This window comes from Microtetraspora fusca (assembly GCF_001570365.1).
Lineage (GTDB): Bacteria > Actinomycetota > Actinomycetes > Streptosporangiales > Streptosporangiaceae > Microtetraspora > Microtetraspora fusca.
Genome location: NZ_BBYK01000073.1, coordinates 60,280 through 84,203 on the forward strand (window position 1 = coordinate 60,280; position 23,924 = coordinate 84,203).

The following is a 23,924-nucleotide window of genomic DNA, read 5'->3' on the forward strand; positions in this document are numbered from 1 at the left end:
CAAGCTGATGTCCGGCTCATCCCCACCTGAGTTTTCCGAGCGTGAAGAGCGCCGATGATGGGTTGAACGGGCTTGGCGGTGGAATGCCAGCAGGGAGCGCTACGGCTCGACCGATCGAGTCGGTGTTGGGGGATCGCCTTGGAGCAGTGGGCCAGGCGCGAGGACCGGCGGCTGCTAACCGGCCGTGGTCAGTTCGTCGCGGATATGGCGGTGCAGAATTGCCTGGATGCGGTCTTCGTCAGAAGCGGGATCGCTCACGGTGTCGTGCGCGACGTGGACTGCGCGGCCGCTCGAGAGGTGCCGGGAGTGGTCGGGGTGTGGTCGGCGGCGGACCTGTCCGGGTTACCCGCGTGTGCGCACGCTGCCGCGCGCCTGCAGGATCTGCCGCCGGTGCCTCATACGCTGCTCGCGAAGCTGTCCACCGCTGAGGCGGTCGCCGGGCGTGAATGGCCGGCGTTGGCGAAGGACCGTGTGCGGTATGCGGGAGAGGCCGTCGCGGTTGTCGTGGGAGAGGACCGCTACCGGGCCGAGGACGGAGCCGCCGAGGTCGCCGTCCGGATCGATCCGCTGCCGGCCGTGGTGACGCCCTCCGCCGCCGCCGGCGACTCGGTTCTGCTGTTCGACGGGCTGAGCAACACCGCGTTCCGGGGAGAGGCCGGGACACCGATCGAGGAGACGGTATGGCAGGAGGCGGCCGTCGTCGTCGAGGCCCGCTATCGCCAGCAACTCCTGATGCCGACGCCGATGGAGTGCCGGACGATCCTCGCCGTCCCCGAACAGGACGGGCGGTTGACGGTGTGGTCGGGGCATCAGATGCCTCACCGGCTGCGGCGAGAACTGGCGGCGCTGCTGGGAATGCCGCTCGACCGGATCCGCGTGGTGGTGCCCGATACCGGCGGCGCGTTCGGTTCCAAGAGCGCGGCGTTTCCGGAGTTCGTCACGGTGGTCTACCTGGCGGTGATGCTAGGGCGGCCCGTGCGCTGGATCGAGGACCGTCTGGAATCCATGACGGCCGCAACCCGCGGGCGGGGCCAGGACCAGCGGGTCCGGCTCGCCGCCGACGCCGACGGGCACCTGCTCGCCTACGAACTGCAGATCGACGCCGACGTGGGCGCCTACCCTCATCTCGGGGTGGGCCTGCCCATGCAGACGGCCTGGATGGCCACCGGGCCGTACGCCACGCCGCGGGTTCACGCCTCCGTGCGCTCGGTGCTGACCAACACGATGGTGACCTACCCGTATCGCGGTGCCGGCCGGCCGGAGGCGACGATCGCGCTGGAGCGGTCGATGGACCTGCTGGCCCGCCGACTCGGGCTGGACCCGGCGGAGTTGCGGCGACGCAACTTCATCCCGGCCGAAGACTTCCCGTACCAGACTCCCACCGGCCGGTGCTACGACAGCGGGAACTACGCCGCCGCCCTCGACCTGGCGTTGGAGACCATCGGCTACGACACGTGGCGGGCCGAGCAGACACGCCGCAGGCATGACCCGCGCGCCCTGCCGCTGGGCATCGGCCTGTCCTGCTACGTGGAACGCTCCGGCGGAGAACCGGGGGGACTGCACGACTTCGCCGGCATCGAAGCGCACGAGGACGGCACGATCATCGCCCGCTGCGGCGCGGCATCCAGCGGGCAGAGTCATGAGACAACCTTTCCCGCGCTGGTCGCCGCGACCCTCGGCGTCGACGAGAGCCGGGTACAGCTGATCGAGGGAGACACCGACGCGCAGCCCGAGGGCCTGGGTTCCTTCGCCAGCCGTTCGGCGCAGGTCGACGGGGCGGCCCTGCACCACGCCTCCGCCCTGCTCATCGACCTGGCACGCGAGCGGGCCGCGGACTTGTGGGGGACGCCGGTCGAGGAGGTGGAGTGGTCCGACGGCTCGGTCCACCACGTCCGGGACGGCTCGGCCGCCATGGACGTGGCGGAACTGGTCAAGGCCACCGGACCGCTCAGCGTCGACGACCGGTTCGAGTCGGGCATGGGCTTTCCGTTCGGCGCCCACGTCGCCGTCGCCGAGGTCGATCCGGAACTCGGCACCGTCCGCGTGCTACGGCTGGTCGTCGTGGACGACTGCGGAGTCGTGCTCAACCCGGCGATAGTACGCGGGCAGGCATTCGGTTCGGCCGTCCAGGGGATCGGCCAGGCCCTGTACGAGGGCATCCCGTACGGCGACGACGGCGTGCCGCTGCTGGCGGGCGGCCTGCTGGACTACCTTCTGCCGACCGCAACCGAGGTCCCGCCCATCGAGGTCAAGGAGACCCGCACCCCGAGCCCGAGTACGCCGCTGGGTGCCAAGGGGGCGGGTGAGTCGGGCTGCATCGGCACACCTGCGGCGATCGTCAACGCCGTGGCCGACGCGCTCCAGATCGCCGACCCCGGTCTGCTGCAGATGCCGCTGACCCCGGACGTCGTGTGGCGCGCGGCCCGCGCCGCGAAGTACGAGGGAGCCCGTTGAAACCCGCAGCCTTCGACTACGTCGCACCTCGCACCGTGGACGAGGCCCTGAACGCCCTCGGCGACACCCGGCGCGACGTCCGCGTCCTCGCCGGTGGCCAGAGCCTGATCCTGGAGATGCACCTGCAGCGGATCCGTCCCGACCTGGTGGTCGACATCAACCGTGTCGCCGGGCTCGACCGCCTGAGCGTGAACGACGGCACGGTCGAGATCGGCGCGCTGGTCCGCCACGGCGTCTTCGAGTCCCCGCAGGCCGTGCCGGGTCCGCTCGGCAGGCTGTTCGCACTCGCCGCCGTCAACATCGCCCACCCGCCCATCCGCGCCCGTGGCACGATGGTGGGCAGCCTCGCCTGGGCGCATCCGGCATCGGAGTGGTGCGCGATCGCCCTCGCGCTCGACGCCGTGATCGAGGTACGCAGTACCGGCGGCGCCCGCGAGATCGCGGCCCGTGACTACTTCCGCGGCCCTTTCCAGACCGCGCGCGCACGAGACGAGCTCATCACCTCGCTGCGGTTCCCGCTGCCCGCGGAGGACACCGGGGTCGGCTTCATCGAGCACCGGCGGACGCACTTCTGCTTCGCCCAGGTGGCCGTTGCCGCCGCGCTCACCGTGCACGACGGACTGATCAGCGACGTGAGGATCGGCCTGGTCAACTGCGCCGACCGGCCGATTCGGGCCCACGCCGCCGAACAGGTCCTGATCGGCCGCGAGGTCATCGTCCCGGCGGTCGGCGACCGGCTGCCCGGCGGCCACCCATTCGCCCGTGCCGGCCGGATCGCCGCCGACCAGGACGCCGCTCCTCTCGCCGAGCCATACGCCGACCCGGAATACCGGCGGCAGGTCATCGCCGTCCTGGTCGGCCGAACGCTGCGCCAGGCGGCGGAGGGAGTCCTTCAGTGAAGATCACGCTCACGGTCAACGGCGACGACTACCCGCTGGATGTCGAGCCGCGACGTATCTTGGCCGATGTACTACGCGAGGACTGCCGGCTGACGGGCACACACCTCGGTTGCGAGCACGGTGTCTGCGGGGCCTGCACAGTGCTGGTGGACGGCCAGGCCGTACGTTCATGCCTCATGCTTGCCGTACAGTGCGACGGCAGGTCGGTACGCACCGTTGAAGGCTTGGCGGGGCCTGACGGCGAGCCGCATCCGCTCCAACGGGCCTTCTCCGCCGAGCACGCCCTGCAGTGCGGTTTCTGCACACCGGGCTTTCTGATGGTGGCGGCAGGCGCCCTGGAGGCCGACCCGGCGATCGGCGACGATCCGGAACGGGTACACGGTCTGGTCGAGTCCAACATCTGCCGGTGCACCGGCTATGAACCCATTCGGCGGGCGATCATGCGCGCCGCGGCCGAGTCGGCCTCGCTTCGGAGGCGGTGATGGGCAGGTCATCTCCCGCTGGGCAGCGGCCGCAGGCCGTCCTCATGCACCCGCGCTGCAGCCGCCCGACCCGAGGGGGAACGCCGGTACCTGGTCAACCTGCTCGGCACGCCGGTCGCACGCGGACCCCTCAGGCGGAGGTGAAGAACCGGCGGCCGGTGGCCGTCCCGAGTGCCGACCGCTCAGCCAGGTTGATCCCCATCTCCGACAGCCTCACCAGGTGAATCAGTCGCTGCTCTTCCCAGTCCGCCAGCCGCTGGGCGGGAAGGTCGTGACCGGGTGTCCATCCGCGCATGGCCGCGGCGAGGCCGGCCGCATCACCGAACGCCTTGGAGGTCCCGGAGGCGGTGTGCGGCCGGACCGTTCCGGCGGCGTCGCCGATGAGAGCCGCATGATCGGCGACCATCCGAAACGGACGAAGGTCGAAGACAGGCTGCATGAAGACCTCACCGTGGCGCACGAGCTCCGCGAACGGCGGCGGAAGCGATGCGTCCGCCGTGGCAACAACCTCCGCGACGACGTCCGGACGCATCTCCCCGGGCGGCAGGAAGGTTGTGAACCGCCTTCCGGACCGGCTCGCAAGCAGCCGTGGAACGTCACGCTCGAGCACGTTCGTGTACCACACCCAGTTGACCCGCCTGGAGCCCACGGCCAGCTCACCGCCGGGACCAGGGACCAGATAGCACAGCATCTGCAGGCCGTCCGCGCCGAAGAACGTGAACCGGCCTGCCAGCAGGTCCAGAAGGTCACCGGGCAGGGCCGACTCCGGTTCCAGCCCTCGCCAGGCCACATAGCCGGCGTACGCGGGACGCGCGGCGGGATCGAGTAGCCGCCGCGTGACCGAGCCGATCCCGTCCGCGCCCACCAGGAAGTTGCCCTGAGCCGTGTAGCCGTCGGCGAACTCGGCCGTGACGTCAGAACCTTCCACCCGGACCCGGCTAAGGGCACTGTCCAAGCGGTAGCAGACCCCGGCGAGGGGTTCTCGCAACGCCCGGTAGAGAGTGTCCCAGGCCGTCATCAACTGCGGGGCCTCATACCGGTCGGGACTGCGGTGGATGTGAAGCTGCTGGCGCTCGCGCAGTTCGACACTCACCGACTCCGCGGACATGCCGAGGCCCACCAACAGCGCCTCCACCTCCGGCTGCATGACGATTCCAGCGCCACGGGCCTGCATCCTGCCCGCCGACCGTTCGTACACGGCAGTTTCCGCACCGGCCGCCCGCAACTCATGAGCCGCTGCCAGACCCCCGACGGACCCACCGATGATCAAAGCCTTAAACCCCGGACGCATCGGATACCCTTCCCTGCTCGCAAAAGGCGGCAGTTCTTTTCATACTCGCTCGGCCCCTGCATTCCCCTTGATCCAGCGCGGCACGGCTGCCGTCTCCCCGTCTGCGCCGCGCGGTCATAGCATCCCCCGCTTCCTGTCCGAGAAGGGCCCGCCGCCCCCAGAACGTCCACCATTCGCCGACCGGGGTGCAGCCGGGTCCGGTCACAGGGTGTGGCGCACGCCCGCCTGGCGAGGTCTCCCTGGCTCGCGTGAGGCGAACGTCGCTCCATGCGGGCCGAGTCGTGATGGATGCGGCCGCGGGCCCTGTCTCAGCTCATGGCCAGGGCCCGGTCTGGCGTGCCGATGGCCGGCGTCATAGCGTGTGGTCCGCCCCGAGCGGCGCGTCGTCGAACTCCGGATGACCACGCGGCTGGGCCGGCCACCCGACGGCCGCGCGGGCACACTTCACGTACCCGCGTTCGCCCGGCACCCTCTCACTGCGGCGGATCCTGCGAGAGGGCGTCGCGGAGTTGGGCCCTGGCACGGATGCCGAGCTTGGGGAAGATCTTGTGCAGGTGGTAGCCGACGGTCCGGGGCGAGAGGTAGAGCCGGGCCGCGATGTCGCGGTTGGTCAGGCCCTGAGCGGCCAGCTCGGCGATCTGCTGTTCCTGCGCGGTGAGCTCGCCGGCAAGGCTCGCCGCTGCCGCCGAGGCCCCCGCCGCCCGCAGTTCCGCGGCCGTGCGATCGATCCAGGGCCGGGCATCGAGCCGCTGGAAGCACTCCAGCGCGGCGCTGAGGTGCGGGCGTGCCTCGGCGCTGCGGCGCCGTCGGCGCAGCCACTCACCGAAGTCGAGTTGCGTGAGTGCCTTCTCGAAAGGCCAGCAGTCGACGGTGGAGTCGGCGAGGGCGGCGTGGAAGTGGTCCTCGGCGTCCTGGGTATCGCTCAGCAGGGCCGCGGCCCGGTGGAGGACGGCGGCCAGCCGGGGGGACCTGTCCGGTCCCAGGTCGCGCTCGACGGCGGCGACCACCGTGCGCGCGTCGTCCGTCCGCCCGGCGCGGACAGCCGCGGCGGCCAGGTCGCCCAGGTAGTAGACCGAGGCGTGGTAGTGGACGGGAGCGGGGCGGAAATCGCGGGTGAAGGTCGCGCGCAGCTGCTCGTAGGCATCGGCGTGCTCTCCGGCGACGAACGCGGCCATGCCCACGGCGTGACGGTGCCGCACCTGAAGGCTCAGGGATTTGCGCAGGTCCACGCCCCGCACGGCTTCCAATGCCCGCGTCCGCGCGTCCGCGTGGTCGCCGTGCAGAGCGCGCAGCGTGGCCTGGAGGATGCGGGAGCCCACGGTGACGTTGTCGGCTCCCGCTTCCGTGGCCATCCAGAACGCCTCCTCCGCCGCGGACTGGGCCGCCGTCCATGAACCGCTCTCGAACAAGGCGAGGGCGAGCGTCTGAGTGACGGTCGCGTTCGCGCCCGCGCCGCCGGCGCGGCGTATGACGTCCATGGTCTGCTCGAGAATGCGAACGGCCTGCTCGGTCTCGTCCAGGATCCAGGTCGTGCCGCCGAGCGCCGTAAGGTTCCCCAGCGACTCCGGCGACATGGCCGCCAGCCCCTTCTCCAGGAGCCCCAGCAGCCTCGTTCGTTGGTGATGCGGATCGATGACCGCCTGGGACCAGGCGAAGGCGGCGGGATCGTGGGCTTCGCCGATCAGAGCGTTGATCCGCCGCAGTTCCGCCCGGTAGAACGGCGCCCCGGAGTTGTAGACGGACGTCGCGGCGGTGGCCAGGGTGCCGAGCGCCAGGTCCGGAGCGGAGGTGGCGGTGGCTTCGGCCAGGCCGAGCAGCAGCGCCAGCGCCTCCTCGTGGCGGAGTGTGACCCCCAGGGCCCACCCGGCCAGGAGGGAGGATTCGGCACGCAGCCGTGGATCCTCGGTCAGGTCGCCGACGCGCCCGCTGATCTCGCCGACCCACTGGGGGTGGCCGGCGAACATGGCCGCCCGTGCGGCCGACAGCAGGCGCCGGGCGCGCAGCTCCGATACCGGGGTCAATTCCGCGGCGCGCTCCAGCGCTGCCGCGGCAGCCGCGTACCCGCCTCGGGCATGGGCGCGGTCGGCGCTCTCCGCCAAGGCGTCGGCGACCTCGGCGTCCTGACCCGTCGCCGCGGCGGCCAGGTGCCAGGCGCGGCGGTCCGGTTCCCCGGTCAGGGCGGAAGCCAGGGCGAGGTGGGCCTGCCGACGCTCAGAGAAGGAGGCCGCCTGGTAGACCGCCGAGCGGACCAGCGGATGGCGGAACAGCACCTGGCCGTCCTCGACTCGCACCAGGCCGACGCTCTCCGCGGGCGCCAGTGCCTGGACGGCGTCCAACGACGGGGCGGCCCGTAGGAGGTCGGCCAGTCGCCCCGTTCCCGCGGCGACCAGAAGCAGCACCTCACGCGTGGGCGCGGGCAGGCCGGGGAGGTCGGAGGCGAAGAGGTTCTCCAGGCGCGCGGTGAGCTGAGGGGCGGCACCGCCGTCCTGACCCGTGCCGGTCCGGCCTCGGGCGACGGCTCGGGACAGCTCGATCAGGGCCAGCGGGTTGCCGGCAGCCTGCTGGAGGATCTGAGTTCGGGCCCTGCCGCGGGGTGGGTTCGGCTGGACGTCCAGGAGCAGCCCTGCCTCTGCCCGGTCCAGCGGGCCGACGGCCACGTGCGGGAAGTCCCGGTCGAAGCGAGCCGGCACGGCCTCCTCACGCGCGGCGAGCAGCATCACCACCGGCTTGCCCTCCAGACGCCGGGCGAGGAAGCCCAGCACGTCCACCGAGCCGAGGTCGAGCCACTGAGCATCGTCCACCAGCAGGAGCAGCGGCCGGCGTGAGGAGGCGTCGCCGATGAGGGTGAGCACGCTCATGCACAAGGACAGCTGGTCGAGGGGCATGTCGTCCTGCGCCGCCGCCATCCCGAAGGCGCGGTCGAGGGCCTTTCGCTGGTTGACAGGCAGCGTGTCACCGGGAAGCAGCGGGTGCAGGAGCTGGTGGATACCCGAGAGGCCCAGCCCGGCTTCAGCCTCGCTTCCGCGCACACGCAGGGTCCGCAGGCCGCGGGCCAGGCCCTGCTCGGCCGTCCGGTCGACGAGTGTGCTCTTGCCCGCGCCCGCCTCTCCGGTCAGCACCAGCACGTGTGGGCCGGTGCCGTCCACCGCCCCGAGTAGGCCCTCGATGCGGGACAGCTCGGCAGCTCTGCCCAGGATGCCGGGATCGGCGGGGTGCATCTCGGTCGTTCTCCTCAAGCCGGCGATCACGACGCCGGGGATCCTGTCAGCTGCCGCACGGCCTTCCACCGGTGGCCGGCGTACGACTGGTCATGTGACAGAAGCGTCGCGACCTTTGTCCTCCCGATTATGGCCTGGCCAGGAAAGCGCTCCACAACCATGATCCGGAGTAGGTGCATGACGGTTCGCCCACCCCAGGAAGTGGCCGGCCGTACGGCGAAGTCGCCACCTCTCGGTCGAGACGGCGGACTGATGCACCGGCCGGCACCGTCGCGGCATGGTGGCAGCATGCCAACCGTCATCGGCTCCGTCGAGGAGAGCCCCTGGTCCCCGACCGCCTCCGCGAGTCCGCGAGCCCGGGTGCTGACCACCCGCTCGGTTCCGCCGCACGAGAGCCTGGACTTCTGGCACGACGCCGTGCTCGCGACCCTGGTAGGGATGGAGATCGCCACTGAAGGCAGCACCTATGACGCGGCGATGCGCACCGACCACCTCGGGGACCTTCAGATCACCACGGTGGAATGCGACCCGGGGCGCGTCCACCGGGCGCCGCGCTTCATCGCCCGTGGTGACGGGCGGCACGTCTTCGTGGCCCTCCAGAGCACCGGTCGGGCCCAGGTCGAGCAGGACGGTCGCACCACCGAGTTGCGAGCCGGGGACATCGGGTTCTTCGAGACCATCCGGCCCTTCCGCACCACCTTCCCGGAACACTTCCGACTGAAGATCTTCGCGGTTCCGCGCGGCCTGCTCGCGCGGTCGGAGGCCGACCTGCGACAGCTCACCGCGCGGGCAGTGCGCCCGAGCGGCGGTCTCCCCGCCCTGCTCATGCCGCTGCTGGAGCGGCTGGCGGACACCTCCGACGGGTACGCGACGCCGATGGCCGAGCGACTGGCCGCGTCCGTCATCGACCTGGTGGCGGCCACCGCGGCGGCCCAATTGGGCGAGGATCCGGCCGAGCTACCGGGTGCCGACCGTGTCCTGCTGCTGAGGATCAAGACTTTCGTTCGCTGGCATCTGTCCGACCCCGGCCTGACCCCTCAGGTCATCGCCGACGCCCACGGCATCTCCGTCCGATACCTGCACCGGCTGTTCGAGGCCGGGGACACCACTTTGTGCCGGTGGATCCGCGAGCTGCGCCTGCAGGAATGCCGCAGGGAACTCGCCGCACGGGCACCGGGATCCGTCGGCCTGGGTCAGGTCGCGAGGCGCTGGGGATTCACCAGTCCCGCCCGGTTCAGTAAGGCCTTCCGCAGCTCCTTCGGTCTGTCACCCACGGATTGGCTCGCCCGAGAGCGGGCGAGCCGCGCGGAGGCGGATGCGCTGTGCTGACAGGGGCGCTGACCTCCCCGGGCCAGGGAATGTTCTTCTCCACCCGGGATCTCGCTCCCGGCGACCGTGTCGCCGCTTGGGAACGCGCGCTCTCGCAGGTTTTCGTGGACCTCGAGGTCGCCGTCGACGGCGAGCGCCCATGGGCGGGCGAGCTCGCCGCCGAACGATTGGGGGCCCTCCAGATCGCCACGGAGGAGTTCGGCCCGGGAACGTTCCTGCGTGATGCCAGGTCGGTGGCCGCCGACCGCCGCACCCACATCCTGGTGCGTCAGCAACTGGACGGCGACGCGCTGCTGTTGCAGGACGGCCGCATGGCCGAACTCGTGCCTGGCCGCCTGGCGTTCCATGACGCGCGGCGCCCGTTCAGGATCGTGCTGCCGCAGCGGCAGCGGGCCCGGATCCTCATGATGCCCCGGGCACTGCTACGCCTGGAGGAAGGGCAGCTGTCCGCCCTCTCGGGCACGGTGGTGGACGAAGCCGGGGAGGGAGCGACGGCCCTGCTGCTGCCGTTGCTGTGCGGGCTCCTCGAAGAGGTCGCCATGGCCACCACGAGCCGACGCGAACAGCTCGCCCGCGTCGCCGCGGAGATCCTTGCCACCATGGCCCTGGAACAGGTCACCAGGCGGCACACGTCGGCGCTGTGGGAGCGGATCACGGCGTCCGTCCAGGCTCGGCTGGGAGAGCCCGGACTCGCCCCGCAGGACATCGCCGATCAGCACGGCATCTCCCTGCGCTACCTGCACCGGCTCTTCCAGCTGCACGGCACCACCGTCAACGGCTGGGTGCGAACGCGGCGGCTCCAGGCGGCACGCCAGGAACTCGCCCGGCTCGGCCCGGCCCATAGGCCGATCGCCGCAGTGGCCGCCCGCTGGGGGTTCACCAGCCCCTCCCACTTCAGCCGGACATTTCGCGAAGCGTACGGCATGTCGCCAACGCAATGGCGCGGACGGGCCCAAGCGTGACGAGCGTCGGGGCCGAAGAAGGGCTCGCCGAGGCGACGGTCGCCGAGAACCGGCGACCTGGCGAGAGGAGGCGAAGGCGACCGTGGCGGGGCCTCCGGGGAGCAGGGTGAGGTTCTCGGCGGGTCCCCTCGGCAAGGGCGGTTCAGGCGATGTGCCGCAGCAATGCAGCGACCGCCGCGGGCGGCTCGCCCGGGGGCCGTACCACCATCACCCTCCATCTGGGTGCGTGCCGGGCGAACCGGTACGTCGGCAGGTCGGGGAAGCGGCTCGCGATGGACAGGGGCATGATGCAGACGCCCAGGTCGTTGCGGACCAGCTCGGACGCGGCCACGATGTCGTTGACCTCGAAGGTCGTGCTGCGGTCGACACCGGCGGCGCGAAAGGCCCGGTCGACGGAGTGGCGGATCGCCCAGCCGGGGGTGAAGTCCACCAGGGGCAGCCGGGCGACCTCGGCCAGTTCGACCCTGCCCTCAGCGGTTCTCGCGATGAGGTCCCGCTGCGGTGAAGCCACCAGGACCATGTCCTCGCGAGACAGCAGCCGGGTCACGAGCCCCCGCTGCTGCTGGCGGTCGAGCGCCACCACCGCCAGATCCACGGTGCCCTCGCGCAGGGCCTGCCGGATGTCGGCCACCGCGGCCTGGCGCAGCTGGACCACCACTCCCGGGTGCTCCGCCCGCAGCGCGGCCAGCGCGTGGTGCAGTCCCGCCCAGACACCCTGCATCGTGCCGACGGTCACCCGGCCGCGCAGTTCTCCCTTGGCCGCGTCGACCGCCTCGCGCGCCAGGTCGGCCGCGCGCAGCGCCGCTCGTGCCGCGGGTACGAATGCTTCACCGGCCGGTGTCAGCGACACGCGGTGCGTGGTCCGGGTGAACAACGGAGTGCCGAACTCGCGCTCAAGGGCGCGGACCGTGCCGGAGACGGCGGACTGGACCACGTTCAGACGCCTCGCCGCCGCTGTGAACCCACCCGCCTCAGCCACCGCGACGACGACTTCCATCTGCCGCAGGTCCATCATCCGCTCCCAGTGCCGCGGCGCCCGTCCGAAGGGCGACGATCTTCACAGCATCGTAGGCGGACGAGGAGTCCACGGCCTCGGCTCAGACACGGACCAGGGGAGCGGCGACCGGGTGTTCCGCCGAGAACCAGGTCTGCAGTTCCCCGGTACAGATCACCTGCGAGATCAGCAGGTCGTTGGTGCCGCCGTCGCCCAGGTCGGCGATCCGGGCCGCCGCGTCGTGCACTTGACCAGGATCGTCTCCTGGGCCTCCAGCAGCCGGGAGTGCATGGCCCAGACTTCCTCGACGCCGTTCGGTGACCGCGGAATCGAGGTGATCTCGGCGAGGTGCCGGGGATCGCCTTCGCGACGCCGCCCAGGGGCTGGACTGGCGGGGACGAGTTGTCCAGGAGTTCATGCGGTGATGGCCAGGAGCGCACTGCTGTCACCTCCGGGGCGGGCGTCGGCCCGCGTCCCGATGCTCAGTGACCCAGTAGAGCAGTGCCAGGACCGGCAGGGCCGTGCCGAGGACGCTGACCGCGCCCCAGCCGCCGGCGTGATAGGCGATCGAGCCGAGCTCGGATCCGAGGGCGCCGCCGAGGAAGAAGGTGGCGATGAAGGCGCTGTTGAGGCGGGCTCGGGCGTTGGGGTCGAGCTGGTAGATGGTGTGCTGGCCGAGGATGAGGGTGGTCTGGACGGCCATGTCGAGGACGATGGCGGCCAGGGCGATCAGCACGATGCTGCGCTGACCGAAGCCCGCGACGCCGAAGGCGAGCGCGGCGACGGCGAGCGCGGCGCCGGTCATGCGCCGGGTCAGTCTGCGGTCGGCCCAGTGGCCGGCGAGCGGGGCGATGGCCGCACCGGCGGCTCCGACGAGCGCGAACACGCCGACGCCGACGGGGGAGTAGTGGAAGTGGGGGCCGGTGAGGACGTAGGAGACAGTGGTCCAGAAGGCGCTGAAGGCACCGAACATCGCCGCCTGGTACAGGCCGCGGCGCAGCAACGCCGGGTGTGTGCGCACCAGCTTTACCGTGGAGCGCAGCACATGGTGGTACGGCATGGACGTGGTGCGCGCGTGCTGGGGCAGCGCTGCCCGCAGCGCCACGGCCAGGACAGCCATGAGGATAGCGGAGCCGAGGTAGACGACGCGCCAACCCGCGATGTCGGAGACCAGGCTGCTGAGCGTGCGGGACAGCAGAATGCCGGTGAGCAGCCCACTCATCACCCGACCGACAATGCGGCCGCGCGCGTGGTCAGGGGCCAGGCTCGCGGCCAAAGGGACCAGGATCTGGGCGACGACCGACGTGGCGCCGCTGATCAGGGAGGCGGCCAGCAGCATGGGGAAGCCGGTCGCGAGACCGGCCGCGACCAGGGCGAGGGTGGTGATCGTCAGTAGTGCGGTGATCAGGCTGCGCTTCTCGAGTCGGTCGCCGAGGGGGACCAGGAAGAGCATGCCGATCACGTAGCCGACCTGGGTGAGGGTGATCAACGCGCCCGCGGTCGCGGTGCTGATGTGGAAGACGTCGCGCAGCGACGAGAGCAGGGGCTGCGCGTAGTAGAGGTTGGCGACCGTCGTACCGGTGGCGACGGCCAGCAGGGCGATCAGCCAGCCCGGTACACCGTGAGCGGGCTCTGCACGGACGGTCTTCCGGCGCGGAGTGCGAAGTGTGGATGACTGGGACACGGAGACCTTCTTCGGAGGAAGGGGCACCTTGCTCGGTGCCTTCACGGGGCACAAGCGCTCGACGACGCTCGCCGCTTCCCCATCCACGGCGATGGTTCGAGATGTCGGTTATCTCAACCGGAGATCGCCGACGACGCCGTGTTCACCGTGGACACCGGCATGTGCTGTGTGGGCGGCGCATTCCTGACGTCGAATGGTCGGATCCGCATCCTCGTCGGCTCGTTCGTCCATGGGCTCGGCGCGGCCGGTCCCCAGGACCGGGCCATCGGCCTCTCCGGGCTCGAACAGCAAGGGGGAGCGGGCCAGTGGTCCGACGGCGAGGGGTTGGTCCCCTCGGCGTCGTGCAACGGGCATCGGCGTACGCCGGCGGCGCAGAGCAGCATCACGGCTCCGGCGATCAGCAGGCACGTGGTGAGCCCGAGCCGATCGGCGACCGTACCCCACAGGGGTGCCGCCAGCGCCTGCCCGCCCTGGAAGGCAAGGAGGTAGACGGTGTTCCGTGGGGCGGGTCGGGGCGGCTTCCATGCGCTGTGAGGACATCGGACGTGCGTTTGTGGGCAACTACCGAATACGCAGCGCTTCTACGCTGAAGATCAGCGCCGCCGGGGTGCTCAGCACAGGTATCCGGTTCGTTTGCCGGATCGACCGGCGTACCCGACGAACTCCAGGAGATTCGCATGTCCGATGCCCTCGCGCCGACCCGGCCGGTGCTCGAGCCGGAGGCCCAGTCCTTCGCCGAGGCGACCGCCGACCCGCCGTACCTTTTCGACCTGCCTCCGGCGGAGGGACGCGAGGCCGTGGACAATGTCCAGTCCGGGGAGGTCGCCAAGCCCGCGGTGGACGAGGAGTGGATCACCGTCGTGGGCGGTCCCACGGGAGGCGTCCGGGCGCGTATCGTCCGGCCCGCCGGAGTCACCGGAGTACTTCCGGTGATCGTCTACATCCATGGCGCGGGGTGGGTGTTCGGCAACGCGCATACCCACGACCGCCTGGTACGGGAACTGGCTGTCGGTGTGAACGCCGCGGTCGTGTTCCCCGAGTACGACCTGTCGCCTGAGGCGCGCTACCCGGTGGCCATCGAGCAGAATTTCGCGGTCGCGAAGTGGGTCGTGGAGCAGGGCGCTTCCAAGGGCCTGGACGGTGCGCGGTTGGCCGTGGCGGGTGACTCGGTCGGGGGCAACATGGCGGCCGCGCTGACGCTGATGGCCAAGGAGCGCGGTGGGGTCGCGCTGGTTCAGCAGGTGTTGTTCTATCCGGTCACCGACGCGAGCTTCGACACCGGCTCCTACCACCGGTTCGCCACCGGCTACTTCCTGCGCCGCGATGGGATGCAGTGGTTCTGGGACCAGTACACCACCGATCCCGTCGAGCGGGGGCAGATCACCGCGTCCCCGCTGCGCGCCACTGTCCAGCAGCTTCAGGGGCTGCCTCCGGCCCTGGTCATCACCGCCGAGGCCGACGTGCTGCGCGATGAGGGCGAGGCCTATGCCGGAAAGCTGCGTCAGGCGGGTGTGCCGGTCACCGCGGTGCGGTTCCTGGGCATCATCCACGACTTCGTGATGCTCAACGCCCTGCGCTCCACTCAAGCCGCCCAGGGCGCGATCACGCTCGCCGTACAGACCCTGCGCAGCGCCCTGCACACCGACTGAGTCCGAGGTGAGCACTCGAGCGTGCGCTCGGTGCGCCCCTGGCCGGCCGCGCCGGCCAGGGGCGCCATCGATCATCCGGTCATGACGGCGTGCAACCGGAGGTAGGTCTCCGCCTCCGCGTGCCGGTTGGCCCGCTGGAGGGTACGGCCCAGCAGCAGGTGGGCGTACGCCTCTGTGGGGGCACGCTCGATGACGGCACGCAGTTCCGCCTCGGCTCCACGCAGCTGGGCGGAGTGGTAGTAGGCGCGGGCCAGCAGCAGGCGGGCCGCCACGTTGCCCGGCTCGGCGGCGACCACCGGCGCCAGGATGCCGGCGGCGCCGATGTAGTCCTTGAGTTCGAAGAACATCCGGCCGCGGGCGAACTCCTCGGCCAGGGTCGCGGTCATGGCCGCTCCTCTCCGTCGGTGTGCGGCATCCGCTCGGCGGGGACGACGCCCAGGCGGCCGGCCTGATAGTCCTCCATCGCCTGCAGGATCTCGGCGCGTGTGTTCATCACGAAGGGCCCGTAATGCACGACGGGCTCGCGGATCGGCTGCCCGCCGAGCAGCAGCACCTCCAGGTTCGGCTCGGCCTGCGGCTGGCGCGGGCTCGCGGCCAGTGTGAGCGCGCCGCCGGGTCCGAAGACGGCCAGCTGCCCCTTGCGGATCGGCGCGTGCTCGGCGCCCGCCGAGCCCTGGCCTGCCAGCACGTAGGCCAGCGCGTTGAAGCCCGGGTTCCACGGCACGCTCAGCGTCGCGCCCGGGCTGACGGTGGCGTGCACCATCGTGATCGGGGTGAACGTGATCCCGGGCCCCTGGTGACCGTCCAGCTCGCCGGCGATCACCCGCAGCAGCGCGCCGCCGTCGGCCGAGGCGAGCAGCTTGGCCTCGCCGCCGCGGATGTCCTGGTAGCGCGGCGGGTGGAACTTGTGCGCCCGCGGCAGGTTGACCCACAGCTGGATCCCGTGGAACAGCCCGCCGGACACCACCAGGTGCTCCGGCGGCTTCTCGATGTGCAGCAGCCCGGACCCGGCGGTCATCCACTGGGTGTCGCCGTCGGTGATCGTGCCGCCGCCGCCGTTGGAGTCCTGGTGGTCGAAGATCCCGTCGATGATGTAGGTGACGGTCTCGAAGCCGCGGTGCGGGTGCCAGGCCGTGCCCTTGGGCTCGCCGGGCGCGTACTCGACCTCGCCCATCTGGTCCATGTGGATGAACGGGTCCAGGTCGGCGGAGGAGACCCCGGCGAACGCGCGCCGTACGGGGAAGCCCTCCCCCTCGAAGTCGCTGGGCGCGGTGGTCACCGACCGGACCGGGCGCTGGACGGCCGCGGCGGGATCGGGCACGACCACGCGGGGCAGCGTCAGCGTGTTGGCGGTGATGGCGGGCATGGCCCCTCCAAACTTTGTTGAATGTTAAACATTCAACTTGCGGAACAGTTTTGGCGTGAGGGAAATTTCCCGAACTCAGGCTGCTGAGTGCGCGGTGACAGACGGGGGAGCGCGGTGGCACGTCACTGGCGCGGTTCGACGGGACGTACGTGACGAGACATCCGTGGTTCAGTCGAAGCGCAGGTCCGAGAGCCGCCGTTCGAACGAGGTGTCGTCGTCCTGGGAGGTCGCGCCGGCCGGGCGGGTGGCCATCAGGGCGGCCATCTCCCGGCCCGCTCGCCGTATGCGCGCGGGCAGGCCCTCCACGTACTTGTCGCCGCCGGATCCCCAGTCCTCGGACGCCGCGTACACGGCGGTGGGGACGACCACGGCGCGCAGGTAGGTGAAGAGCGGGCGCAGGGCGTGCTCCAGGACGAGTGAGTGGCGGGCCGTGCCTCCTGTCGCCGCCACGAGGACCGGCTTGCCGGGGAGGGCGTCCGGGTCGATGAGGTCGAAGAAGGACTTGAACAGCCCGCTGTATGAGGCGGTGAACACCGGTGTCACGGCGATCAGGCCGTCGGCGCGCGTGACCGCGTCGATCGCGGTGGCCAGCTGTCGCGGCGGGAAACCGGTCACGAGGTTGTTGGCGATGGCGACGGCCAGTTCCCGCAGCTCGATGACCTGGATCTCCACGTCGTGGCCCTGATCGGCGAGTTCGGAGCGGGCCGCCTCGGCGAGACGGTCCGCGAGCAGACGTGTGGAGGACGGTGTGCTCAGCCCTGCGGCCACGGCGACGAGCTTCATGCGGCCGTCACTCCGTTCGCGGAGGATGCGGCGGCGATCAGCGAGGCGTGCGTGGGGGCGTCTGGAACGTCCGACGGGCGGCCTTTCGCGAACTCGGCGCGCAGCACGGGCACGACCTGCTCTCCGAGGATGTCGAGTTGTTCGAGCACGGTCTTCAGCGGCAGTCCGGCGTGGTCCATCAGGAAGAGCTGGCGCTGGTAGTCGCCGAAGTGCTCCCGGAAGGTCATTGTCCTGTCGATGACCTGCTGGGGGCTGCCCACGGTGAGCGGGGTCTCGTCCATGAACTCTTCGAGCGACGGGCCGTGCCCGTACACGGGGGCGTTGTCGAAGTAGGGCCGGAACTCCCGTACGGCGTCCTGGGAGTTCTCGCGCATGAACACCTGGCCGCCGAGGCCGACGACGGCCTGCTCGGGGGTGCCGTGGCCGTAGTGGGAGTAGCGCTCGCGGTAGTGCGCGATCAGGCGCTGGAAGTGGTCCTTGGGCCAGAAGATGTTGTTGGCGAAGAACCCGTCGCCGTAGTAGGCGGCCTGCTCGGCGATCTCCGGGCTGCGGATCGAGCCGTGCCAGACGAACGGCGGGACGCCGTCGAGCGGCCGGGGCGTCGAGGTGAAGCCTTGCAACGGGGTGCGGAAGCGGCCCTCCCAGTCCACGACGTCCTCGCGCCACAGCCGGCGCAGCAGCGCGTAGTTCTCGACGGCCAGCGGAATGCCCATGCGGATGTCCTGGCCGAACCAGGGGTAGACCGGCCCGGTGTTGCCCCGCCCCAGCATCAAATCGACACGCCCGTCGGCCAGGTGCTGCAACATCGCGTAATCCTCGGCGATCTTCACCGGGTCGTTGGTGGTGATCAATGTCGTGGCGGTCGAGAGGATGAGCCGCTCGGTGCGCGCCGCGATGTATCCGAGCATGGTGGTCGGCGACGACGGTACGAAGGGCGGGTTGTGGTGCTCGCCGGTCGCGAACACGTCCAGGCCCACCTCCTCCGCCTTGAGCGCGATCGTCACCATCGCCTTGATGCGCTCGTGCTCGCTCGGCGTCCTGCCCGTGGTCGGATCGGTCGACACATCGCCGACCGTGAAGATCCCGAACTGCATGGCGGTCCCTCTTCTTAAGGCAATCGTGTCCGGGAATGATAGGCGTCACTCGCGTGACCGATATGACAGTGCGTGCACAGAACCTGCCCCGCCAGTGCCCTCGTCTCGCCCTGTCACCGCAAGGCGGAACACATCACACCGGTCCGTAGCCCCGCTGTGCGCGCAGGGGCCGGTGGTCGTGCGCTGCCAGGCAAGGTGTGGTCGCGTCACGGCGTAGTGTGGCGAGAATCGCCGTCGCGGATGCCGTCGGGAGGGGCCGAGGGAGTGGATCCTGGTGCCCGGCGGAAGTGGGTGGGTACGACCGCCGTCGGAGTCGACAGCGCCGCTGTCGCGCTCCACCAACCGAACGAGGTCGGTCACGTGGTCCGCGGCGCGGGCCGTGCCGTGAGCTGACAAGTCCCGGAGGTGAAACATGGCGGAGGCCGTCGACGCAGCGCGTACGGTCATCCTGACCGTGGACGACGACCCGGCGGTGTCCCGCGCCGTCGCCCGTGACCTGCGCCGCCGCTACGGCGACCGGTACCGCGTGGTCCGCGCCGAGTCCGGTGAGTCGGCGCTGGAGGCTCTGCGCGAGCTGAAATTGCGGGGCAGCCATGTCGCGGTGCTCCTGGCCGACTACCGCATGCCGCGGATGAACGGCGTCGAGTTCCTGGAGCAGGCCCTCGACCTGTTCCCCGGCGCCCGGCGCGTGCTGCTCACCGCGTACGCCGACACCGGCGCCGCGATCGACGCCATCAACATCGTCGACCTCGACCACTACCTGCTCAAGCCGTGGGCCCCGCCGGAGGAGAAGCTCTATCCGGTGGTGGACGACCTGCTGGAGTCCTGGCGGGCCACCGACGGCAAGGAGACGCCCACCACCAAAGTGGTCGGTCACCGCTGGTCGGCACGCTCCTCCCAGATCCGGGAGTTCCTGGCCCGCAACCAGGTTCCCTACCGCTGGTACTCGTCCGACGAACCGGAAGGCCGGCGCCTGCTCCACGCCGCGGGTCAGGACGGGCTTCGGCTGCCGCTGGTGGTCACCCCGGACGGCGTCGCGCTCGTGGAGCCCGAGGAGCGTGAACTGGCGGGCCGGGTGGGGCTGTCGACGACTCCGGCGGCCGACTTCTACGACCTCGTCGTCGTCGGCGGCGGACCGGCCGGCCTGGGCGCGGCCGTGTACGGAGCCTCCGAAGGGCTGCGGACGGTCCTGGTCGAGCGCGAGGCGACCGGCGGCCAGGCAGGTCAGAGCTCGCGCATCGAGAACTACCTCGGTTTCCCGGACGGGGTCTCCGGGGCACAGCTCACCGACCGGGCGCGGCGTCAGGCGGCGAAGTTCGGGGCCGAGCTGCTGACGGCGCGTCAGGTCACCGGGCTGGAGGTGCGGGGCGCGGCACGCACACTCCGGTTCTCGGACGGTTCCGAGGTCTCCGCGCACTGCGTGATCCTGGCGACGGGCGTGTCGTACCGGCAGTTGGACGTGCCGGGCGCCACCGAGTTGACCGGGCGCGGGGTGTACTACGGATCAGCCCTGACCGAGGCTCCCGCGTGCCAGGGGCAGGACGTGTACATCGTCGGCGGGGCGAACTCGGCCGGCCAGGCCGCGATGTTCCTTGCCCGGGGTGCCAAGTCCGTCACCTTGGTGGTGCGCGGGTCGTCGCCGGCCGCCTCGATGTCGCACTACCTTCTCCAGCGGGTCATGGAGTCCCCGGTGATCTCGGTGCGCACCGACACCGTCGTGGAGGCCGTCCACGGTACGGATCATCTGGAGAAGCTGACGCTGCGCAACACGGTGAGCGGAGAGACCGAGACCGTGGAGACCCAGTGGATGTTCGTGTTCATCGGGGCCGCGCCGTTGACCGACTGGCTGGACGGCACGGTGCTCAGGGACCCGCACGGGTTCGTCCTGACCGGCCCCGACCTGTCGCCGGACGGGCGCCCGCCCGCGGGATGGACGCTGGACCGGCCGCCATACCACCTGGAGACCAGCGTGCCGGGCGTGTTCGCGGCGGGCGACGTGCGGGCCGAGTCCGCCAAACGCGTCGCCTCCGCGGTGGGCGAAGGGGCCATGGCCGTCATGCTCGTGCACCGCTATCTGGAGCAGTCATGACCCGACCCGGTACGCGGTGCGACGAGGAAGAGCTGCGCTCCCTGTTCCTTTTCGAGAAGCTCTCCGACGACCAGCTCGCCCGGCTGTGCCGGGACGGCCGGGCGGAGTGGTTCGACCCGGGTACGGTCTACCGGGAGGGCGACCCGGCCGCGTACCTGTACGTCCTCTTCGAGGGCACGGTGGTGCTCTCACGCCGCGTCGGCGGCCAAGACGTGGACGTCAACCGCACCTCCATGCGCGGCGTGTACGCCGGGGCCTTCCAGGCCTACCTGGGCGACCAGGTGCCACAGGTCTACAACAACTCGATGCGGGTCACCGAGCCCTCCCGGTTCTTCGTCCTGCCCGCGGAGACGTTCGCGGAGATCATGCGCGACTGGTTCCCCATGGCCGTCCATCTGCTGGAGGGGTTGTTCTTCGGGACCAAGAACACCCAGCAGGCGATCGGGCAGCGCGAGCGCCTGCTGGCCCTCGGATCGCTGACGGCCGGGCTCACGCACGAGCTCAACAATCCGGCCGCAGCCGCGGTGCGGGCCACCGCCGAACTCCGGGAGCGGGTGGCCGGGATGCGCCACGGGCTCGGCGACATCGCGGCCGACCCGATCCGGCGGGACAGCGTCGACGCGCTGACCAAGATTCAGGAAGACACCGCCGAACTCGCGGCGCGGGCCCCCGCCCTCAGCCCGCTGGAGGCCTCGGACCGGGAGGACGTCCTGACAGACTGGCTGGACGAACACGGCATCGCCGACGGATGGCAGCTGGCGCCGACGTTCGTTCAGGCCGGTCTCGATACCGCCTGGCTGGACCGGATCGCCGCGGCCGTGCCCCCGGGCGTGCTCGACGCGGCCGTGCGCTGGCTGAACTGCACCGTCGAGACCGAACTCCTCCTCGACGAGATCGAGGACTCGACCACCCGCATCTCCACCCTGGTCGACGCGGCGAAGCACTACGCGCAACTCGACCGCGCGCCATACCGGCACACCGACGTACACGACCTGCTCGACAGCACGCTGGTCATGCTCTCGCAGAAGATCGGGGCGCATGTCAGTGTCGTCAAGGACTACGACCGCACGCTGCCCGAGATCCCGGCGTGCCCCGGCGAGCTCAACCAGGTGTGGACCAACCTCGTCGACAACGCGCTCTCCGCCATGGGCGGCACGGACGCCGACGGCACACTGACCGTACGCACCGCACGGGACGGCGACCGCCTGCTGGTCGAGATCGGCGACACCGGCCCCGGTGTGCCTCCCGACATCCGCGACCGCATCTTCGACCCTTTCTTCACGACCAAACCCGTGGGCGAGGGCACCGGGCTGGGCCTGGACATCTCCTGGCGCATCGTCGTCGACCGGCACGGCGGCGACCTGCGGGTCGAGTCCGTGCCCTCTGACACCCGTTTCCAGGTCCGCCTCCCGCTGTTCCCCGCCGACCTCACCACCCCCGAGGAGTTGCCATGAGTATTGAGCAGGCGATCGACCCCGCCGTTCCGCCGAGCGGCACCGGCTGCGTCGAGTGCGACGCGGCCGGCGGATGGTGGGTGCATTTGCGACGTTGCGCCCTCTGCGGCCACATCGGCTGCTGCGACGACTCGCCGTCCAAGCACGCCACGGCGCACGCCAAGGAGACGGGACACCCGGTGATCCGCAGTTTCGAGCCGGGTGAGGAGTGGTTCTGGGACTACACCACCTCGAAGTTCTACAAGTCCGGGCCCGCGCTGGCGCCGCCGGAGAGCCGCCCCGTCGACCAGCCCGTCCCCGGGCCCGCCGGGCGGGTACCCGCCGACTGGGGCGAACGCCTGGGTGGCGGGTGACCGAGTCACTGCGCCCGGCCCGCGGTGCCGGGGGAGACGGGTGGAAGCGCGAAGGTGCACGAGAGTTCGACGGAGCGGATGTCGGCGCGCGTACACCCGCGGTCGGGAAGCCGTACGCCGTCGGCCGATCCGACTCCGAGACGCCGGACGCCCACGTCAAATAATGGCATAACGAAGCGTTTGATCAGCCTGATGGCGTGGCACGACGCCGATATGACAGACAGCCATGGAACACCGTCGTATGGCGTGGAGAATCATAAAACACTGAGCAGGCGGAGCGTACTCAAAGGGGGAACATTCGCGGCGGCCTTGGCTTCCGCGGGAATCTACGAATTGGTCGACGCGCTGGTCGGGCCGATCGAACGGCCGCCGGTCGGGACGGCTCGACAGCCCTTGCCTCCGGAGCAATATGCCATTCCGCACCCGCGGCACATCATGGACGACGGCTTCGGGGTCGCGAGCAACAAGGGTAAGATCCCCGTCCTGATCCCGCCGTTCCACAACCATATCGTCACAGCGAAGCTGAATGTTCCGGCGGGGGCGAATTCTCTGCAGGAGGCGCAGCGGCACCTGGAAAGCGTGATCCAACGCCTGGAACAGCAGTTTCCGCCCCCGCCGAGCGGGGTGGGTGTCGTGGTCGCCTGGGGACTCCCTTATTTCGAGCATTACATCCCCAGACTCGAAAAGAGTTCGAGCTATTTCCACGCCGGAACATCGTACCCGGGCTATTTGCCGGTCGACGTGATGACCTCCAAGCAGCGTGGCCGCACCGTCTATGCGCTGCAGGAGTCCAGAACATTCCCGAGCGACGAGCCGCCTCCCGGGTTCGGGCCGGTTCGCCTGGAACAGAACGATGTGGCCGTGCTGCTGCGCAGCGATTCGCTTGACAACATCATGACCGCCACGAACGCCATTTTCGGGACGGGAAACAAGCAAGCGGGCAGCCTGTTCAAGGTGACCAGCATTCGCCGCGGCTTCACCGGCGGCGCCCACACCGGTGGGCAGGGGCTGGCGAGCAAGCTGGCGCTCGCGGCAGGCATTCCCGGTGCGAGTCTGATCCCCCAGCATTCACCAATCTTCCTCGGGTTCACAACCACGATCCGTGACGCGGAGAGCTCCGTCCCTGTCTCCAACTTCGAGACGCTGCCCGGTTGGACCGACCAATGGCCCAACGGATACTTCAAGCACGGGACGATCATGCCCCTCTCGCATCTGTTCCAGGACATCGTCGCGTGGTACTCCAAAACGTTTCCGACCTTTGACGATCGTGCCCACGCGATGTTTCGCCCGGGGGTTTCCCTCGCGCCTGGAACAGTGACAGCGGACCCGCCGGAGCAAAATGAGGCCGACGTCCTGAGCGGCGTGCAGAAACATCACGCGTACGGGCATAATGGAAGCATGCAGCCGGTGAACCGCCTGCAGGAGCAAACGACCAGCAACTACGGTCACGTCTATCCCGTCAATACGGCCATCACGAATCGCGGGGACTTCGCCACACTGGACAATCCGTTCCACTACACCTCGGATCCCGCCGGCGACCATTTCAGTGATCAGAAGGCGGCCGGATTGCATTTCCTGCTCTTCGCTCCGACCACCGAGACCTTCAACCGCGTGCGGCTTGCCATGGACGGCGAGTTTCCCGACGGCAGGCGCGCCCCCTTCTCGCCGCGCTCCTCGGGCGCCGGCTTGAATTCTGTTGTGCACACGACGCACCGGCAGAATTTCCTGATTCCGCCGCGCTCCCACCGTTCCTTCCCGCTCGCCGAGTTCCTCGCCTGACCAGACGGTCCCCGCGTCGGGACGTCCACCCGCGCCTTGGCGCC

The 23,924-nt window shown here is 70.2% G+C and carries 19 protein-coding genes and 1 pseudogene; 10 read left to right on the forward strand and 10 right to left on the reverse strand.

The features are described 5' to 3' along the window. Positions 1 to 78: 78 nt before the first annotated feature. Genes AWQ68_RS34615 through AWQ68_RS34625 form a run of 3 tightly spaced genes read left to right on the forward strand, consistent with a single transcriptional unit; the run spans position 79 to position 3,835 of the window. On the forward strand, positions 79 to 2,454 hold the full coding sequence (locus AWQ68_RS34615; RefSeq protein ID WP_281217829.1) for a xanthine dehydrogenase family protein molybdopterin-binding subunit: 2,376 nt from the start codon (positions 79 to 81) through the stop codon (positions 2,452 to 2,454). Next, complete coding sequence (locus AWQ68_RS34620; protein WP_066949071.1) at positions 2,451 to 3,353, forward strand: FAD binding domain-containing protein; 903 nt, start codon at positions 2,451 to 2,453, stop codon at positions 3,351 to 3,353. Before AWQ68_RS34615 ends, AWQ68_RS34620 begins: the two co-directional genes overlap by 4 nt. Further along, positions 3,350 to 3,835 (forward strand): (2Fe-2S)-binding protein, encoded by a 486-nt coding sequence (locus AWQ68_RS34625; RefSeq protein WP_066949074.1) that lies wholly within the window; start codon positions 3,350 to 3,352, stop codon positions 3,833 to 3,835. The genes AWQ68_RS34620 and AWQ68_RS34625 overlap by 4 nt, the downstream gene beginning before the upstream one ends. 130 nt (positions 3,836 to 3,965) lie before the next feature. Here AWQ68_RS34625 and AWQ68_RS34630 read toward each other — a convergent pair whose 3' ends face one another. After that, positions 3,966 to 5,126, reverse strand: a complete 1,161-nt coding sequence (locus AWQ68_RS34630; RefSeq protein ID WP_066949077.1) for an FAD binding domain-containing protein — start codon at positions 5,124 to 5,126, stop codon at positions 3,966 to 3,968. A 473-nt stretch (positions 5,127 to 5,599) separates the two neighbouring features. Then, the gene (locus tag AWQ68_RS34635; protein WP_084464728.1) at positions 5,600 to 8,344 is read right to left on the reverse strand and encodes a helix-turn-helix transcriptional regulator; all 2,745 of its coding nucleotides are present in this window, start codon (positions 8,342 to 8,344) and stop codon (positions 5,600 to 5,602) included. A gap of 288 nt (positions 8,345 to 8,632) precedes the next feature. On the opposite strand from AWQ68_RS34635, the gene AWQ68_RS34640 reads away from it, so the two are divergent. Both AWQ68_RS34640 and AWQ68_RS34645 read left to right on the forward strand, forming a co-directional pair. After that, on the forward strand, positions 8,633 to 9,673 hold the full coding sequence (locus AWQ68_RS34640) for an AraC-like ligand-binding domain-containing protein (protein ID WP_084464729.1): 1,041 nt from the start codon (positions 8,633 to 8,635) through the stop codon (positions 9,671 to 9,673). Beyond that, positions 9,667 to 10,635 carry a helix-turn-helix domain-containing protein gene (locus AWQ68_RS34645; RefSeq protein ID WP_218007163.1) on the forward strand — a complete coding sequence of 323 codons (969 nt, stop codon included), beginning with the start codon at positions 9,667 to 9,669 and terminating at the stop codon, positions 10,633 to 10,635. Before AWQ68_RS34640 ends, AWQ68_RS34645 begins: the two co-directional genes overlap by 7 nt. A gap of 142 nt (positions 10,636 to 10,777) precedes the next feature. On the opposite strand, the gene AWQ68_RS34650 is transcribed toward AWQ68_RS34645, so the two are convergent. The 4 genes and pseudogenes from AWQ68_RS34650 to AWQ68_RS46300 form a co-directional block, all read right to left on the reverse strand. After that, on the reverse strand, positions 10,778 to 11,647 hold the full coding sequence (locus AWQ68_RS34650; RefSeq protein ID WP_066949080.1) for a LysR family transcriptional regulator: 870 nt from the start codon (positions 11,645 to 11,647) through the stop codon (positions 10,778 to 10,780). Positions 11,648 to 11,732: 85 nt separating this feature from the next. Beyond that, positions 11,733 to 12,018, reverse strand: a pseudogene (locus AWQ68_RS45430) (ferritin family protein); the annotation flags it as partial. Positions 12,019 to 12,074: 56 nt separating this feature from the next. Beyond that, a complete protein-coding gene (locus AWQ68_RS34660) occupies positions 12,075 to 13,313 on the reverse strand; it encodes an MFS transporter (RefSeq protein ID WP_084464733.1) in 1,239 nt (412 codons plus the stop codon). A gap of 113 nt (positions 13,314 to 13,426) precedes the next feature. Next, positions 13,427 to 13,771 (reverse strand): MFS transporter, encoded by a 345-nt coding sequence (locus tag AWQ68_RS46300; RefSeq protein WP_373281569.1) that lies wholly within the window; start codon positions 13,769 to 13,771, stop codon positions 13,427 to 13,429. 219 nt (positions 13,772 to 13,990) lie between these two features. On the opposite strand from AWQ68_RS46300, the gene AWQ68_RS34670 reads away from it, so the two are divergent. Further along, positions 13,991 to 14,962 (forward strand): alpha/beta hydrolase, encoded by a 972-nt coding sequence (locus AWQ68_RS34670; protein ID WP_066949086.1) that lies wholly within the window; start codon positions 13,991 to 13,993, stop codon positions 14,960 to 14,962. A gap of 71 nt (positions 14,963 to 15,033) precedes the next feature. Here the strand turns inward: AWQ68_RS34670 and AWQ68_RS34675 are convergent, their stop codons facing one another. From AWQ68_RS34675 to AWQ68_RS34690, 4 genes are all read right to left on the reverse strand, one after another. Next, the gene (locus tag AWQ68_RS34675; protein WP_066949088.1) at positions 15,034 to 15,348 is read right to left on the reverse strand and encodes a tetratricopeptide repeat protein; all 315 of its coding nucleotides are present in this window, start codon (positions 15,346 to 15,348) and stop codon (positions 15,034 to 15,036) included. After that, positions 15,345 to 16,328: a pirin family protein gene (locus tag AWQ68_RS34680; protein ID WP_066949090.1), complete on the reverse strand. Its 984-nt coding sequence runs from the start codon at positions 16,326 to 16,328 to the stop codon at positions 15,345 to 15,347. Before AWQ68_RS34680 ends, AWQ68_RS34675 begins: the two co-directional genes overlap by 4 nt. A 168-nt stretch (positions 16,329 to 16,496) precedes the next feature. Further along, positions 16,497 to 17,111, reverse strand: a complete 615-nt coding sequence (locus AWQ68_RS34685) for an FMN reductase (RefSeq protein WP_066949091.1) — start codon at positions 17,109 to 17,111, stop codon at positions 16,497 to 16,499. Continuing rightward, positions 17,108 to 18,205 carry an LLM class flavin-dependent oxidoreductase gene (locus tag AWQ68_RS34690; protein ID WP_066949093.1) on the reverse strand — a complete coding sequence of 366 codons (1,098 nt, stop codon included), beginning with the start codon at positions 18,203 to 18,205 and terminating at the stop codon, positions 17,108 to 17,110. The genes AWQ68_RS34685 and AWQ68_RS34690 overlap by 4 nt, the downstream gene beginning before the upstream one ends. Positions 18,206 to 18,617: 412 nt before the next feature. Between AWQ68_RS34690 and AWQ68_RS34695 the strand changes: the two genes are divergently transcribed. The 4 genes from AWQ68_RS34695 to AWQ68_RS34710 all read left to right on the forward strand — a co-directional run bounded on the left by AWQ68_RS34695 (position 18,618) and on the right by AWQ68_RS34710 (position 23,880). Further along, on the forward strand, positions 18,618 to 20,294 hold the full coding sequence (locus AWQ68_RS34695; RefSeq protein ID WP_066949095.1) for an NAD(P)/FAD-dependent oxidoreductase: 1,677 nt from the start codon (positions 18,618 to 18,620) through the stop codon (positions 20,292 to 20,294). After that, positions 20,291 to 21,748, forward strand: coding sequence for an ATP-binding protein (locus AWQ68_RS34700; RefSeq protein WP_066949097.1), 1,458 nt, complete (start codon positions 20,291 to 20,293; stop codon positions 21,746 to 21,748). Before AWQ68_RS34695 ends, AWQ68_RS34700 begins: the two co-directional genes overlap by 4 nt. Further along, positions 21,745 to 22,101: a UBP-type zinc finger domain-containing protein gene (locus AWQ68_RS34705; protein ID WP_066949099.1), complete on the forward strand. Its 357-nt coding sequence runs from the start codon at positions 21,745 to 21,747 to the stop codon at positions 22,099 to 22,101. Before AWQ68_RS34700 ends, AWQ68_RS34705 begins: the two co-directional genes overlap by 4 nt. A gap of 180 nt (positions 22,102 to 22,281) precedes the next feature. Continuing rightward, positions 22,282 to 23,880 carry a DUF7405 family protein gene (locus AWQ68_RS34710; protein ID WP_218007165.1) on the forward strand — a complete coding sequence of 533 codons (1,599 nt, stop codon included), beginning with the start codon at positions 22,282 to 22,284 and terminating at the stop codon, positions 23,878 to 23,880. The last annotated feature ends 44 nt before the right edge of the window (positions 23,881 to 23,924 follow it).